The organism is Acinetobacter sp. YH12064 (genome assembly GCF_013419735.1).
Classification (GTDB): Bacteria; Pseudomonadota; Gammaproteobacteria; order Pseudomonadales; family Moraxellaceae; genus Acinetobacter; species Acinetobacter amyesii.
This window is the reverse complement of the sequence record NZ_VOZP01000015.1, coordinates 1-16,412: the sequence shown is the minus strand read 5'-3', so window position 1 is coordinate 16,412 and position 16,412 is coordinate 1. Positions and strand designations below refer to the sequence as shown.

Sequence of the window (16,412 nt, the reverse complement as noted above, 5' to 3'; positions counted from 1 at the left end):
ATTTAAATTAAACTATTTTGATTTAATAATAAATTTTAAACCAAATGCATTTAACAACTTATTTATAGAATCTAATGTTGGATTACTATCAGGTTGCTCCATTTTCTGTAAAGTCTGTGGTGCAATTTTAGTAATTTTACTCATTTCATTTAATGTTAAATGTAGTTCTTTTCTAATGTATGATGCAATCTGGTAAATTTGCCACTCAGGATTGTTATTTATATTTTCTAAGACTTGTAAGCGTTTATTCATTTGCTCGATTGCCGTCATAGGCTTATAACGTTTATCCATTAGAAAGCTCCTGAATCTGTTGGCATATATTCAATATACGATGATGACTATTTTGTAGAATCTCATCATCTATATTTATTTTTTTCATTTCATCGAGCAAATTTTCATACAGTGGCAATTGTTGAATCATTGTATGTTTAATTTCAGTTGAATCTATTCCTGTACATTCTTCTATTTGCGTTATGACAGATCCCCATATAGGCATTCCTCCATGGTCATCTTTTTCCCAACGTGTAGTACGTGCAATTCCGTCAGGATGAAGCCACATTGGTGCAAAATCGAAGAGGGGTGTTAATTGAATTGTGCCGTCATTTAAACGTTGAATTGCGGTATTACGGGTATGATTATCTTTATTTCCTAATGCAACATTAGCGATATCTCGTTTCAAATATTCAAAAATTTCAGCTTTTGGTGATGAGCAACATTCCATGATCAATGTACAGATTTGATTATGTGTCATTTTAACGCCGAAGCCAGCTTTACCACTTAAAGAGGCTAGGCTTTCTTGTGCAAATCTTTCGACTTTACCATTGATAATTTGGCGATCAAAACGTGGAATAAATAGCGTTCTCTGGTGAAGTTCCAAGTCCTTGAACACTCTTAGACCTAAATACCGAGCTAATTTCATGTAAATTGCTTCATGTAACAGTATTTTTTCCAGTTTTTGATCATTTCCACGACTAAATTTAACTAGCCAATGCTTTGCTGTTAGTTCATCTGGAAGACTGTGATCTAAATAAAACAGACCATCATATCCTTGTGTTAGTAATAGTTTAGGCCATTCACCTTGAACACCTGAAGAACCAGCAACAAATAAGCCATATGATGCAAGTGACTCAATGAAATTTTCTTTCCTTTCAATTATTTCGCTTAGGCTAAATCCACGAGGTTTCACTGTCGGAAAATGATCTTGAAGCCAGTCATAAGCTTCTTTAATTCGTAGATTACCAATAGGATTACCTGCCCCAGATTTCAGTAGGGGCCAATCAGCTTGTTCTTCTGCATTAATTGAAAAACCCAGCTGATTTAAAAGCTCCTTTCGCCCATAACCTTGAGGTAGCAAGTCCATGAGAAATGCTGGCCATTGGTTTTCTAAGTTGTTTTGTACATTGACTGGAAATTGGAATGATAGAGCATGACCATCTCTTAAATCCATATGTTCAATAGCATATTCAAATAAGTATGACGTTCGTGTAGATGCTCTCCAGCCCTGCTCTTGATTAGCAATTAATTCAACGATAGCGCAATCTTGCCATTCGTTATTTTGAAAAATTTGAAGTGTGCAATATTGATTCATATATGTATTAAAATAAAAAATTAGTATCTATTTTCGGCTATAGTTATTTATTATAGTAGATATATATTGAATTTCCTACTCTGATTTAGAATCATTTAATTTGCACTATAAGCAATCATTTTAAACGTCATAACTTGTCGTATTGCTAAATTACTAACTTCTTTATGCAATTTTTTTGATTAAATATTCAAAAGGAGAAAATAAATGGAATAACTTAATCCATCTGATCTAAAAGCGATTCTACATTCAAAAAGAGCAATTCTGTATTATTTAGAACATACCCGTGTCATGCAGGAAGATGGGCGTGTCTTATATCTGACTGAAGCTAAGAAAAGTTAGACAAATTGTTGTACAACAAGATAAATCTGTTGATGACGCACTGGACATAGCATTTCAAGAAATATATTAAACTTATTAAACCTAACTTAATCTAATTGGACTTTGTTGCACAAACCTACCTCTAAGGGCTTATTCAGTAATATAATACTCATAAGCTCACACCAAAAAATCTATCGTACATCCAATTGTCCACCTACAATAAAGCCTTGATCAATCGAGGAAATATATCAATTTGGTTTGATTCAGCGACCCAATGGTTGCTCCGTCCATTGATAAACACGGGTGAAATCAAACCTATTCTGATGCAGCAATCCAATGCTGCTTAATGATTAAATTCCTATTTCGTCTGTCTTTACGCATGGTCACTGGCTCTGTTCAAAGCCTGATTAAACTATGCGGTCTAGATTGGACAGCACCAGATTACACTACACTTTGTAGAAACCTGAGTTTGATGAAATCCACTTAGCCTTTTAACATATTTTGGAAAGTTGGCTTATCTATATATTCATGTCATCGGGGTAGAAAGCGATCTTAAAATTGCAGAACAACATTTGCAAAAAGCGGCTTTACAAGGACATCTTGAGGCGTTAGCGCAATTGGAAAATATTCACGATTTTTTAAATGTAACTTAATAGTATTGGGTTTGAGTTGAGTTGGATTAAACGAAAGAGACGTATCGAGGTGGATGCGTCTCTTTTTCCATCAATAAGGGGCTTTTCGCTTACATAAAGCCAAACAAAGTTAGGCGCCGAAGCCTTGGAATATATGAATTTTCTTGATTAAATACCGCCGTATTTTATAAAAAATCGATTTTTGATAATAAACATGCTGAACAATATTTATTCTGCACTTGAGAAATTGGGCATTAGTCCACAAAAACGTGCTTTGCACATTCAATTTTCAAATTCGACATTAAATCAGGCGGTATTTTTACAACGCATTGATGGGGAACATGCGCTTAGTACGGGTTTAAATGTTCAACTGATTTGTCTGTCTACTTCTGCCATTTTAGAACTCAAACAATTTATTGGTACGCAAGTCGCAATCGATCAGGTGACCGATGCGGGTCAGCTTTTTCGTATTACTGGGATCATTACAGAAGCATTTCAAGGCCAAAGTGATGGTGCATTAACGCTATATAAGTTGACTTTAGAAGATGCAACGGCATTGTGGCATAAGCGTCGTAATAGCCGTGTGTTTATGAATAAATCGGTCAAAGATGTAGTCGAAATTATTTTTAAAGAATGGCAAAAAAAGAGCCCACTTTTTGCAGCGAGCTTAAGTTTGGACTTAAGCGGCTTAAAAAAAGAGTATGACGTTCGACCATTCATGATGCAAAGTAATGAAACTGACTATGATTTTATTACCCGCTTACTACGCAGTGAAGGCATTCATTGGTTGGTTGATGAAGCTCAATCTTTTGTAACATCGTCTGCGACACCCATAGCAGCTCAAAAGCTACGTTTGATTGATGATAATAGCCAATATCAAGCTTTGGAGCGACGTAATATCCGTTTTCATCGCAGTAGTGCGACTGAAAAAAATGACAGTATGACCAGTTTTATAGGTCACCGCAGTTTGCAACCGACGTCGGTACATGTGCAACGATGGCAGGCGGATGTGCTTGAACAGGACGAGGGGGGTGGTGCAGTACAAAGCAAGCACCTACATAGCCAAAATCAAGATAATGCGAGCTTAAGCTTAGAGCAGGCATGGCATGTGAGCCCTGCATGGATGCAAGATCTGAATGGTGAAGATGCTGCAACTGCCTCTAATAGTGCTCAAGTTGAACGTCTCAATCAAAATTTTAGTGATTATTATGCAGCTCAAGCCAAACAATTTATTGCTAAAAGTACCGTGCGTGATACACAAGTTGGTTATTGGTTCAAATTGGATGAGCATCCAGAGATTGACCAGCATCGTGGTGCAGATCAAGAGTTTTTGATTTTATCCAAGTCTTTTTATAACCAAAATAATTTACCCAAAGATTTATCCGATCAAGTTACACAGTTAATCCATCAAAGTCAGTGGCAAGTCAAACAAAGCGATGCGGATGAACGCCAAGCCAATACCTTGGCTTTGCAACGTCGAAATATTACGACCGTTCCTGAATTTAATCCACTTACACATCGACCAGTAACACATCCGCAGCGTGCTAAAGTTGTGGGGCCTGCCGGTGAAGAAATCCATGTTGATGAATGGGGGCGGATAAAAGTCCGTTTCTTGTTTACCCGTTCTGATGATCATAGCCATGATGGTGGTGCAGGTGCGAACAATAATGACACAGACTCGGCTTGGGTTGATGTGGTGACCCCTTGGGCCGGCGAAGGTTATGGTGCACGCTTCTTACCTCGAGTTGGTGAAATAGTCGTCGTTGATTTCTTTGATGGCAACATTGACCGACCATTTGTCGTGGGGCGTATTCACGAAGCGCAGCGCAGTCCTGCTAAATTTGACAATAAAGGACAATTACCAGATACCAAAAAACTCGCGGGAATTCGTTCCAAAGAAGTGGCGGGAGAGGGTTTTGGTCAATTACGCTTTGATGACACCACGGGGCAAATTAGTACCCAGCTGCAAAGTAGTCATGGTGCGAGCCAACTGAACCTCGGTAAGCTCAGTCATCCAAAAGATAAAGCAGAAAGTAAAGATCGGGGTGAAGGTTTTGAGCTGCGGACAGATCAATGGGGGGCAGTACGAGCTGGACAAGGTTTACTACTAAGTACTTATCAGCAAATTAAAGCATCTAAAGATCATCTACAGCTAAAAATGACTCAAGAGCAGTTTTTAGAGAGCTTGAACCAAGCAACAGCATTGAATAAGACGGCTGTAGAGTTGGAAAGTACATCGCTAGAAATTTTAAGCAAGTTCCAAGAATTTATTGAACAGCTTTCAACTGAAGATTTAGAAAAAGCGAATGCATTCAAATCGGCTGTGATGGTTCTAGCTTCACCAAAGAGTATAGGAATAAATAGTGAAGAAAATATCCATACTGTGGCGAAAGGCTTTATGGTTCATAGTGCAGGTGAAAGCATCAATATTTCTACTCAAAATAGCCTAATTGCTCAAGCGAGTAAAAAAATTAGTCTCTTTGCAGCAAGAGAAGATGCAAGTTTAATCACAGGTGTGGGTAAAATTTTAATTAAATCAATTTCTAATGCTTTAGATATTATTTCGAGAAAAGACTTAACAATTAAATCGACAGAAGGAAAGGTTTACATTACAAGTCCGACAGAAGTCGTGATTACGGGTGGGAGCTCTCAAATCAGTATAAAAGATACAGGAATTTATTCTAAAACTAGTGGTATTAATGAGTCTAAAGCTGGACAGCATGCTTTTAAATCTGGCGAATCGGTGGATAAAAGTATTATAGGAAATCAGCTCTATGATCTAAAAGTTAAGGTATTTGATGAAGTAAAAAATATTGCAGTTAAAAATACTAAATATCTCTTAACGTTAAGTGATGGCAGTGAGTTAGAGGGGACTACTGACGACAAGGGTTACACAGAGACAGCTTTGTCTTCTAAACAGTTAAAAATAAACTCTATTGAATTTATTGACGATCATAATTAGTTCTGGAAATGAGATGTCTGAACAAAAGAAAAGTATAAATCAAAGTTTGACACCAGTTGGAAATAATAGTGTTGCTAAGGTCTATGTGAATCCACAAGAAAAATGCAATACTGTTGTGAATATGGCACTAGACCATGTTTATGGAAATTGTGGTTATTACTATGTTCCTTATAAAGATGATCCTATAAAAAAAGGCGAAACCGTTAATAAAAATGGAATTAATATCCGATATTTCTTAAATCATGCAGATGTATTAATCGATGTTACAAAAACACAAGAACGTTGGCAACTCGCTTTAGAGGTTGCATTAAAGGTCATCAAAAATAGAGAATCTTTGCTTAAATTAGATGGGTCTGATCCAAACTGGTCACGTTACGCTGACTTTATGAAGCGTCATACAGCCACTTGCGGGCATCTGCCGCCTACTTATTATCGTGCGTATGGATACTATTACTGTTCACGTTTTGGTGCTTATTTACTCCCAAGTATGAAAAGCCCTGAGGGGAAAAGATGGTTAGTCAATGCCAGAAAATATTTACAAAAATATATGGATCTTGGTTTAGATCAAAATAATAAAGGCGATGTGATTAAATTGCCTTGTAAGTTAGCACCAAAAGCCAGTCAGAACATGACTTTTAAAAAGCAAACCGTTGAACTTAGTGATAAAGACTTTAAAACTTTTGCATTTAATTCGCATGTTCCAGCATATATAGATGGTGGCATTCAAGAAATTCCGTTTACTGATTTACTTCGTATTATTGCTGAGCCGAATCTTCAAGAATGGATGGATTTTGAAACATGGGATCAAGCGGTACAAGTAGCAGAAGTGGTTTATCCCTTTATAGGTGGAACGGCTAAATTCTTATTTGATAACACCATAAAACGCATACGATCAATTTTTGTGGATTAAGCCATGATCAAAAATAAGTACTTTATCTTTCTCCTCAGTCTTTTTTTCTTTACAGGATGCAGTCTAATGTGGGCAACTGAATTTGAGTTTGCTAAAAATAATTTTAATGGCGGGATCTTAGCGATTAACGCAAACAAAGACAAAGCATTGTTATTTTATATCAATCAAGAAAAAATTGAGTTTGTTGATATCTTAAATGAGAAAGGTGAATTTATAGATTCAAAGTATAAAGAAGAATGGATGAGAGACAATAGTCAAGTTTTAAACCGTATGACCGTTGAGGTGTTATCAGGGGGAAAAGGAAAGCCAGACAAATTAGTATTTAAAGAACCAGCTCAGACTGGACAATGGTGGCAATCAGCTGATCTTAACACGATTTATATTAATACCTATTTTTTAGATTATGTACTCGTCGATACGATTCCTGAACAAGATCAAATTAGAAAAGCACGACGTTATAAAATATTTAAATCGATAGATGGTGGAGAAACTTTTACTCAACTTAAAAGTTGGCCGCCATTTAGACAAGTTAAACAAGTACTTTTCGATGAAACTGGTGTATATGGATATGCCATAGGTGAGCAAAAGACGTTGTGGCGTACCTCTGATGCAGGAAAAACATGGATACAAATCCATATGCCAAAGCAAATTGTTGACCAATTAAATGCGATGAAATATGAATTTAGAATGGATGAGTTTTTTAACTCCTATCATTTTGATGAGAAAACCAAAGATTTTTATTTTTCTAATTTATTCGATCATCAAGGCCAATATCAAAGTGTGGTTTATAAGTTTCCGTGGAGTGATGATCCCAAAGACAATCGTATAGATCAATATTCACCTATCCTCACTCTACCAAAATCAGATATTGTGGATATTAATAGTGAAGGGGAAAAACTTTACGTTTTAGGGATGGTTTATGATTTTGAGAAAAAAACCTATGGTCATGTAGATACTGAAACTACCTTTTTAGTTGCCGCACCAAATGAACAAAATAAATATCAATGGCTTGAAAAAGTAAAAATTGGAAATGCATTACAGTTGAGTAAATTATATATGGGTCAGAATCGAGTTTTATACAGTTCAGGTTTTAAAAATTCAAATAGCTACCCTTATCAAAGAGATATAGCAGCGGTTAGTTTTGATAAAGGTCGAAGTTGGCAAATTGATGAAGAAGGTAATATGATTCAGGCTTCTACTTTTGATAATAAAACTAATAAAGTTTTTATACTTAAAGGTGGAAAAGTGTCATCGAGAGAGTTAACTAAATTTAGTTCATTATTGCCTTGATATATTTTTAAAAGCTATCTAATTAATATATATTTGGTTATAAAGTTTTTAAGTTAAAAAATTGAAATACTGGGAATTATCAATTTATTGATCGTTTTTATATATATCAGCTATCTAATCCCACTTTGTATAAGGCCCATACTGCACCCTATGAAGGCTTTAGGTTAGAACCTTTAGAAAATGAAGTCTTGCTGCTGAATTTTCGTTCAGCGTGGAGTTTTCATTTTCATAGTTTCAATGGTGGAAAGCACTATCAGTTGATTCAGCAATTCAATGAAGAAACAGATGAAAAAGTTGCTTTAAGTTATTTACTATTTGAACAGCAGGCTTATCTGCAAAGTATTGATTTTCAACTGAAGCGAGGCAAACACCAGCTCAAGTTTGCCTTTAATGAACAAGTGAAAATCATTGCTGCCTTTGTGGATGAGCAAGCAGAGCCAGTTTCACGCTATAAATATGATACGCAAGGTAATTTAATTCAGGCAGTGGATCAAAATGGCCATGTACGCAGCTATGAATATAATGATGCGCATCAACTGACTCGCTATACCGACCGTACTGGTCGTGGGCAAAATATCCGTTATGAATCAAAAGAGGCGAATGCCAAAGCCATCGCAGAATGGGCAGATGATGGTAGTTTTAAAACACGTTTGGAGTGGCACCCGAGACTGCGCCAAGTTGCTGTGTACGATGCTTATGATGTGCCAACCTATTACTACTTTGATTTAGATGGTTTTACCTATCGCACACGCTTAGCTGATGGCCGAGAAAAGTAGCTCTCTCGTGACAGTCAAAAACGCATTACCCGTCAAATTGATTTTGCAGGCCTAGAAACCGAACAAATTTATAACGAGCAAGATCAGTTGGTTAAAATCGTACAGCCGAATGGTGGTATGATCCGCTTTGCATATGATAAAGCAGGGAATTTAACTGAGACTAAAGATCCAGAAGGGAATATTTGGAAAAAAGAATACGATGCGGATGGTAATGTCACCAAGGAAATTAATCCTTTAGGTCATAGCACGCAATATAAATACAACAACGATAATCAAGTTATAGAAATCATTGATGCCAAAGGCGGCGCTAAAAAAATTCAATACAATGATTTGGGACAAATGACCGCATATAGCGATTGTTCAGGTAAAGAAAGCGCATGGGAATACGATGAAGAAGGCGCACTGACGGCCCAGCAGTCTGCTGATGCAAAGCAAGTCAAATATATCTACAGCTCAGAAGGTAAAGACAAAGGTCAGCTTAGAGCAATTGTTTATCCTGATGGTTTAAAAGAACAATTTGAGCATGATGAAGAAGGGCGCTTGCTGAAGCATACGGATACCAAAGGTTTAAGCACGCAGTACCGTTATAATGCTGCGGGTTTGCTCGAACAGCGTATAGATGCGAACCGTCATCAAATTGGCTACCAATGGGATCAGCAAGGCCGTATTCAAAAGCTGATCAATCAAAACCATGCAGAATATTTATTTGAATATAACCGTTATGGTCAATTGGCACGTGAACAGGCTTTCGATGGCGAAGAAAAGCACTATGGCTACAATGAAAATGGTCAGCTGTTCCAAATCCGTCAGCCGAATGTGTTTACTCAATTTGCATACTTTGCAGATGGCGCAATCGCTTCGAAAACTTATACCCATGTGCAAACACGTGTAAGTCAAACAGAAGAATTTGAATACAACCTGAATCATCAGTTGAGTAAGGCGACGAATAAAGACAGTCAAATCGATTTTTATCGCAACGCGCTTGGCCAATTGGTACGTGAACATCAGCATTATAAAGTGCCGCATTTAACTCCGCTGACGGCTGTGCTGCGTTATGAATATGATGTGCTGGGAAATTTAACTCAAACGATTCGCCCTGATGGACAGGTTCAAAGCAATTTGAGTTATGGTTCAGGTCATATCTATGGAATCGCATTTAATCAACAAGATATGGCGGCGTTTCAACGTGATGACTTGCACCGCGAAACCACTCGTATGCTGGCGAATGGCTTAATTCAGACTAAAAATTATAATGATGTAGGTTTACTCACTTCGCAAATCATTCGACCAGAACAGGAAACCGTCGGTCGCACACAGCATCAAGCAGAACGACATTATCAATATGATCAAAATTATTTGCTCACCCAAGTAAATGACAGCCGATTAGGTAAGCTGACGTATCAGTATGATGCAATTGGCCGTTTAACACAGAGTCAAAGCTTACATCAAACTGAAAGCTTTGCTTTTGACCCAGCAGGGAATTTGATTGACCCAATTGCCACGCATGCATCTCAAGTGAAAAGTAATTTGATTGCTCAATATAAGGGTAAAAACTATAAATACGATGCGCAAGGCAATGTGATTGAAAGCAGCCATGCAGGCAAAACATTAAAACTGACGTGGGATAACCTGAACAGATTGGTTCGTTGTGATCATCAGGGTCAGGTGACAGAATATGGTTATGATGTATTTGGACGACGTTTGTTTAAGAAAAACCAAACTGCACAAACCCTGACTTTATTTGGCTGGGACGGTGACCTGATGATTTGGGAGTCACAGCAATCTAATAATGCTGATGAAAACTATACTAAGCATTATGTCTATGAAGCAAAGAGTTTTGTACCATTACTCCAAACAGGCTATACAGGCTTTATCAAACTGATTGAGACCCCAGACTATTCAAAATTCCAACGTGAACCTTACTCAATTTATAAAGACCCTGTATGGAAAACAGAAACGAGAAAGAACAAAGCAGAGCTAGAACGCGTTGCTTTTTATCACTGTGACCAAGTGGGAACACCGCAAACCTTAAGTAATGAACGTGGTGAATGTGTCTGGGAGATCGTGCAGGATACGTGGGGCAATACGCAGCAAATCAGAGCCAGTGACAATTTGTTAGAACAAAGTAATATCCGTTTTCAGGGGCAATACTATGATGTTGAGACAGGCTTGCACTATAACCGTTATCGTTATTACGAGCCGTACAGTGGACGTTATGTGAGTAAAGACCCGATTGGGTTGATGGGGGGCTTAAATAATTCAGCTTATGTCAGTGATCCGAATCAGTGGGTGGATCCTATGGGACTAATTGTACATATTGTTTTTAACAAATCGAATGGAACAATTAAAGGTTCTGATTTAGATTCAAAAGAAACAATAGGTATAAATGGCGTTTTCACAGGTGGATATGCAAGTGTAGATCATATGACTCAACAAGTAACTAATTTATCACTAGATGAGTCGCAAGCTATTCCAAGAGGGAGATATTGGATAATCCCACATGAGGGTGAAGGTAAAGAGCATTGGTACAAGCTTTATGCAGTCGATATGCATACAGATGATTTTACTTATGATTTTAATAACAAGAAAATGAGAGGCTATTTTAGACTTCATCCAGGAACTTATAGTACAGGCTGTGTGACTATTCCCTCTTCAATGGGAGCAAAAAATGGAAATGTGAAGTGGGATAAATTATCTAGTTTTATACAAAAAACGAACAAGCATAAAGCGCTTGTTTTTAAAGGAGGGGATTTAGAAAGCAAAAGGAAATTTGGACACAAGCCAGATTTTGTTGACCTTTATGGAATATTGGATGTTGAGTAATGAAAAAATTTTTTATAACTGTTATTTTTTGCTGCACTATTTTATTTATATATTTAATTGGTAGTGGGTATTTTATCGATAAAGAGTGTGAAATTTCTATTGAAAAATTCAAAGTTCAAAGTAAAATATTGAATATTAGTGAAAAATCAATAAAAGTGTTTGAAGATACAGGGTATAATTTTGTATGTGAAGATTCTGATGATTTTATGTATAAAATTAATAGACTACCGTATAAAGTAGATGATGAAACATTTACTGAATTAATAGCAGTGGTTGTAATGAATTTTTATTATAATAGACCTGAATTTTCAATTATTCTTGATAATTTAAGTACAGTGCAAAAGTCAGAAGTTGAAAAAAAAATAGAAGAATTTATGAAAAATAGCACTTATATGAAAACCAAAAGTTTGGAAGATCTAGAGAAACTAAGCTACATAAAAGCTATTTTACAAGGTAATTAGTAAGTAATGACTTTGTTGCACAAAGATTTAAAAAGTAAAACTCCCTTAAGCAACTCAAATTTAAGTGACAACTCGGGTATGTGATCTGCCTAAGTCTGTAAATTTATTTAAAATGGCTATACGGGCATGTACTTCATTGACTTGGCTTTGAAAGTTCTTAGCACTGAGTTTATCGCCTAATAATTTAATGCAGTACATCTTAGTTTCAACCAAACTTCGCCGATGATAGCCTGACCATTTTTTCCAAAGCGATCTACCTAGCTGTTTGACTGTTTTTAATAACTCGTTCCGCGCTACTGACTTCGCTTGCTGATCTTTCCACGGCTTTGCATTCTTCCTAGGTGGAATGATCGCATGTGCATCTCGATCTAAAATGACTTGTCTGCATTGAAAGCAGCCCTGCGGGCAAAACATTAAAACTGACATGAGATAACCTGAATAGATTGATTTGCAGTGATCATCAGGGTCAGGTGACTGAATATGGTTATGATGTATTTGGACGACGCGTATTTAAGAAAAACCAAAATGCGCAAACCCTGACTATATTTGGCTGGGATGGTGACTTGATGATTTGGGAGTCACAGCAATCTAATAAATTAGACGAAAACTACACTAAGCATTATGTCTATGAACCACAGAGTTTTGTACCACTACTGCAAACAAGCTATACAGGGTTTATCAAGCTTTTAGAAACGCCTGACTATGCCCAATTTCAGCATCAGGATTATTCGGTTTATAAAGATCCGATTTGGAAAACAGAAACCCGAAAGAATAAAGCTGAGTTGGAACGAGTTGCTTTTTATCACTGTGACTAAGTGGGTACGCCACAAACATTGACTAATGAGTTAGGTGAGTGTGTTTGGGAAATTAAGCAGGATACTTGGGGTGAAGCTATAGAAATAAAAGCCACTAATGCATTGCTTGAAGACACTAATATTCGTTTCCAAGACCAATATTACGATGACGAAACTGGCTTACATTATAACCGTTACCGTTATTATGAGCCGTATAGTGCAAGATATGTAAGTAAAGACCCGATTGGATTGTTTGGTGGGTTGAATAACTCTTCGTATGTGAGTGATCCGAATCAGTGGGTTGATCAATTGGGATTAACTCCCTTAAATGCTGCTGGTGCTGCATATGGCTGCATAGCTGGTGCTGTTGGTGGTTATACAACAGGAGAGTGGAAAGGTGCTGCAATTGGGTGTGTTGCAGGAGGTGCAGTGGGGGCTGTAAATCCTTGGGCATCACATGCTGTAGGTGCAGCAGGAGGTGCAGGAGTTTCTTCAGTGCTGGGTCAAGGTGTGGGATTATTTGCTGCGAAGAAGGAAGTTGCGAATATGTGTAATTATGATGCTGGTGCTGTAGTAGGAGCTATGGTTGGTGGTGGCATTGGAGGATCTGTGAATAAGGCAGTAATTCAAAGGGCTCCATATATGAGAGTAGATTTGATGAATAAACCATTGGGTACTTCTGGAATTAATCGAACTCCAGGCAAACTAGCAGGGGCATTACTAGAGGGTAAAATAACAGGTGCTGGTGAATTAATGGGTACTGGGAAAATAACCTTGCCATCTTGTGCAAAATAATTAGTGAGATAGTTAATGATTTGGTTTAAAACGGCTATGTTTTTCTTGTTATATATGATTTATATGATTTTAATTTTAAATTTTTATGCTAAAGCTTTAATTAAAGTAAGTATACTTGGTCATTTTTTTAAAGTGGTATTTAGTTCTTTATTATATTTACTGTTTGCTATTGCTTTTATTTTTCCTTTTTTTCATATTCATGAGTTTGTAGATGATTTCCATATATATTTTGATCAAAACAATATTTATTTTGCTTTTACTTTGATTTCTTTTGCATTAGTTTGTAGTTTTTCAATAATTTATTTTAATAAAAAATTTATTCCTAAGTTAAAAGCTTTGGGGTATTTTAAATGATTGATGCGTGCTGAAATAACAGGAGACTTCCACTTAGGAAATTTTAGGCTGCTAGCTCACTGGTTCTGTCGCTAAAAATAACTTGAGTTAGATTCCAAGGTGAATAGAGAATATCTAACAGATCAAACTTTAGATGGAAATTCATTTGGTTTTCCTTGTGGAGTTGCTGTCGGTGCTGATGTGCCTGTTTCGAGTGGTGAAGTTCAAGTAAATACAGGAGCTTATATCCACACCTAGTTTAACGTATTTTGACTTTTCACACAGTAAATTAATAGGAAATACTAAAGATACCGAGCTTTATGCAATTAGATTAATGCGCTCTTTTGGAGGGCTATAATATGAAATTATTCTTAATGATTACAGTAATTTTTTTCTTATGTAGTTGTGAAAAGAATAAAATAGAAAGAGGGCAGATCTTAAGTCAGTTGAAAAATGAAGTGAATAAAAGCGAAGCATTATATTTGAATGAAATGAGCTTAATTTTTTCAGATTATAATTGCTTTGTTGCACAAACATTCAAAAGCTAAACTTTCCCCAAGTTATCTAAATTTAAGTGACAACTTGGGTGTGAGGTCCGCCCAACTCCGTAAATTTATTTAATACTGCCACACGTGCATGCATGTCATTGACTTGGCTTTTGAAATTCCTTGTACTAAGCCAATCACCTGAGAAGCACTGCTTCGTTAGATTTGATGCAATGCATCTTGGTTTCTACCAAACTTCGGCGATGATAGCCTGACCATTTTTTCCATAGTGTCCTGCCTAAACGTTTAACTGTTCGAAGTAATTCATTTCGCTCTAGCGAGCTGGTCTTTGTATCTTTCCAAGGTTTCGCATTTTTTCTTGGTGGAATCACCGCATGCGCTTGTCGGTCTGCGATTACCTGGCGGCATTGCTTGGTGTCATAAGCCCCATCTGTATAGACGGAGTCAATCTGTTCTTCTTGTGGAATCTGATCCCGTAAATCACCAAGCACCTGTGAATCACTCACATTGTTGGTTGTGAGCTAAATAGCGCGTATTTGAAGGGTTTCAGCATCGATACCAATATGTAATTTACCCCATTGGCGACGATATTCAGGCTGATGTTTTTTACGTTTCCATTCGCCTTCACCTAAAAACTTTAAGCCAGTAGAATCAACGAGTAGATGGAGACCATTACTGCTTTTTTGATAGTTAATTGCAATATCAATATGCTTTTGTCTTCTACAAATAGTGGAATAATCTGGGGCTGTCCAATCTAATCTATAAAGATGAATGAGACTTTGAACAAAGCCTCTGACCATACGTAAAGACAGACGGAATAGAGATTTAATCATCAGACAGCATTGGATAGCTGCGTCGGAGTAGGTTTGATTTCGCCCTTGTTTGCCTTTTGATGGAGCATACCATTGCGTAGCAGGATCAAACCAAATGGCAATATTTCCGCGACTCATGAGTGCTCGGTTATATGCGGGCCAATTGGTTGTGCGATAGATTTTGTGTGTAGGCTTCTTCATTTGAAAATTATATCGCTGAAAAAGCCTTTACAGATAGGTTTGTGCAACAAAGCCTGATGGGGCGTATATTTAATGGTCAAGGCTCAAATTACACAGAAATTACAGATAACTTTATTCAAGGAGCATCTTTATCTGGAAATGCTGGTGCATTAATTAAGTTTGGGGGAAGTACCGTTGTAAATAAAGATATGGTAGCGAATACTATAAATGGAAAACAACCATTTGCATTTGAGTTAGGTATTGGTAACCAGGATGGGATCTAAGTTTCGGAGGAGTAAGTGACAAAAACTTATCTCCTGTAGACTATTTGAAAAAAATAAATAGAGAAGTGGAAGCAAAAGAAATAGAACGTATTCTTAATAAGGCACCTGAAGGGGCTAGTATAGGGAATGTTCTTGATCAATGGCATAAATCTTTTTGAGGTTAAAATGAAATTATTATTAATTTTTATATTATTCTGTAGTGTTCTGCAGGTAGGATGCATTACCAATGAAAAAGAATATAATGGTAGGTTTTCTAAAGATTTAAAAGAAAATTTTAATGATGGCTATGTTGTTGAATCATATGGTGGTAATTCATACTATAATATGGTTACCTTAAGTTTGGAAAAGAAAAATTTTTCAAATGAAAGGTTTGATAAAACAATAAAAAAATTTTTAAATAATGGATGGTATTTAAACTACATAATAGATAATAAATATTGGGTTTTTTGTAGGGGTAAAAATGAATCTATAAGAGTTTTATATCCCAACCAACAGGTATTAAAAGATAGGGAGGGTAATTATTTCCGGGATGATTTAGATAATAATAGGGTGTATGTTTGGGTTGCTTTCTATAAAGATGTTGATAGAAATAAGCAATTAACTGGTTGTCCAATTGATTGATTTTAATTTTAGCTAATGGTTTTTTAATAGTAACATAAAAAATTAAGAAAGTTGATTGCATGATTAAGTTTGAGGATATATTTTACACTGGCTTTGTTGCACAAAGATTTGAAATACAAAGCCCCCTAATTGAGCCAAATTTAAGGCATAACTTGGGTAAGTGGTCGACCTAATTCCGTAAATCTGTTTAGGACTGCTACACGTGTATGAATTTCATTGACTTGGCTATCAAATTTTCTTGCACTGAGTTTATCCCCCAATAATTTGATGCAATGCATCTTAGTTTCGACCAAACTTCGGCAATGATAGCCGGACCATTTTTTCCAT

At 36.6% G+C, this 16,412-nt stretch carries 10 protein-coding genes and 6 pseudogenes; 11 read left to right on the top strand and 5 right to left on the bottom strand.

What is annotated here, in order from left to right; translation table 11 throughout:
* Positions 1-12 precede the first annotated feature (12 nt).
* On the bottom strand, positions 13-291 hold the full coding sequence (locus tag FTU13_RS14345; RefSeq protein ID WP_004871362.1) for a helix-turn-helix domain-containing protein: 279 nt from the start codon (positions 289-291) through the stop codon (positions 13-15).
* The gene (locus FTU13_RS14340; protein ID WP_180128738.1) at positions 284-1,588 is read right to left on the bottom strand and encodes a type II toxin-antitoxin system HipA family toxin; all 1,305 of its coding nucleotides are present in this window, start codon (positions 1,586-1,588) and stop codon (positions 284-286) included. The genes FTU13_RS14345 and FTU13_RS14340 overlap by 8 nt, the downstream gene beginning before the upstream one ends.
* Positions 1,589-2,077: 489 nt before the next feature.
* On the opposite strand from FTU13_RS14340, the pseudogene FTU13_RS14330 reads away from it, so the two are divergent.
* From FTU13_RS14330 to FTU13_RS14305, 6 genes and pseudogenes are all read left to right on the top strand, one after another.
* Positions 2,078-2,366, top strand: a pseudogene (locus tag FTU13_RS14330) (transposase); the annotation flags it as partial.
* Positions 2,367-2,752: 386 nt separating this feature from the next.
* On the top strand, positions 2,753-5,500 hold the full coding sequence (locus FTU13_RS14325; RefSeq protein WP_180128739.1) for a type VI secretion system Vgr family protein: 2,748 nt from the start codon (positions 2,753-2,755) through the stop codon (positions 5,498-5,500).
* A 13-nt stretch (positions 5,501-5,513) separates the two neighbouring features.
* Positions 5,514-6,410, top strand: coding sequence for a hypothetical protein (locus tag FTU13_RS14320; RefSeq protein ID WP_180081926.1), 897 nt, complete (start codon positions 5,514-5,516; stop codon positions 6,408-6,410).
* Positions 6,411-6,476: 66 nt separating this feature from the next.
* Entirely contained in the window at positions 6,477-7,700 is a 1,224-nt protein-coding gene (locus FTU13_RS14315) for a hypothetical protein (RefSeq protein WP_180128740.1), read from the top strand.
* A gap of 77 nt (positions 7,701-7,777) precedes the next feature.
* Positions 7,778-10,783: pseudogene (locus FTU13_RS14310) on the top strand (RHS repeat-associated core domain-containing protein); the annotation flags it as partial.
* A gap of 515 nt (positions 10,784-11,298) precedes the next feature.
* Complete coding sequence (locus tag FTU13_RS14305; RefSeq protein WP_180036286.1) at positions 11,299-11,760, top strand: hypothetical protein; 462 nt, start codon at positions 11,299-11,301, stop codon at positions 11,758-11,760.
* A gap of 60 nt (positions 11,761-11,820) precedes the next feature.
* Here FTU13_RS14305 and FTU13_RS14300 read toward each other — a convergent pair.
* Positions 11,821-12,150 (bottom strand): annotated as a pseudogene (locus FTU13_RS14300) (transposase); the annotation flags it as partial.
* Here FTU13_RS14300 and FTU13_RS17510 point away from each other — a divergent pair.
* The 3 genes and pseudogenes from FTU13_RS17510 to FTU13_RS14285 all read left to right on the top strand — a co-directional run.
* Positions 12,147-12,872, top strand: a pseudogene (locus tag FTU13_RS17510) (RHS repeat-associated core domain-containing protein); the annotation flags it as partial. The pseudogenes FTU13_RS14300 and FTU13_RS17510 sit on opposite strands and share 4 nt — an antisense overlap.
* A 492-nt stretch (positions 12,873-13,364) precedes the next feature.
* The gene (locus FTU13_RS14290) at positions 13,365-13,703 is read left to right on the top strand and encodes a hypothetical protein (protein ID WP_180128742.1); all 339 of its coding nucleotides are present in this window, start codon (positions 13,365-13,367) and stop codon (positions 13,701-13,703) included.
* A gap of 338 nt (positions 13,704-14,041) precedes the next feature.
* Positions 14,042-14,230 (top strand): hypothetical protein, encoded by a 189-nt coding sequence (locus FTU13_RS14285; protein ID WP_180128743.1) that lies wholly within the window; start codon positions 14,042-14,044, stop codon positions 14,228-14,230.
* 22 nt (positions 14,231-14,252) lie between these two features.
* On the opposite strand, the pseudogene FTU13_RS14280 reads toward FTU13_RS14285, so the two are convergent.
* Positions 14,253-15,201, bottom strand: a pseudogene (locus FTU13_RS14280) (IS5 family transposase).
* 41 nt (positions 15,202-15,242) lie between these two features.
* On the opposite strand from FTU13_RS14280, the gene FTU13_RS14275 reads away from it, so the two are divergent.
* Together FTU13_RS14275 and FTU13_RS14270 are read left to right on the top strand one after the other, a co-directional pair.
* The gene (locus tag FTU13_RS14275) at positions 15,243-15,464 is read left to right on the top strand and encodes a hypothetical protein (RefSeq protein ID WP_180128744.1); all 222 of its coding nucleotides are present in this window, start codon (positions 15,243-15,245) and stop codon (positions 15,462-15,464) included.
* 165 nt (positions 15,465-15,629) lie between these two features.
* A complete protein-coding gene (locus FTU13_RS14270) occupies positions 15,630-16,085 on the top strand; it encodes a hypothetical protein (protein ID WP_180128746.1) in 456 nt (151 codons plus the stop codon).
* Between the two features lie 140 nt (positions 16,086-16,225).
* Here FTU13_RS14270 and FTU13_RS14265 read toward each other — a convergent pair.
* Positions 16,226-16,412: pseudogene (locus FTU13_RS14265) on the bottom strand (IS5/IS1182 family transposase); the annotation flags it as partial.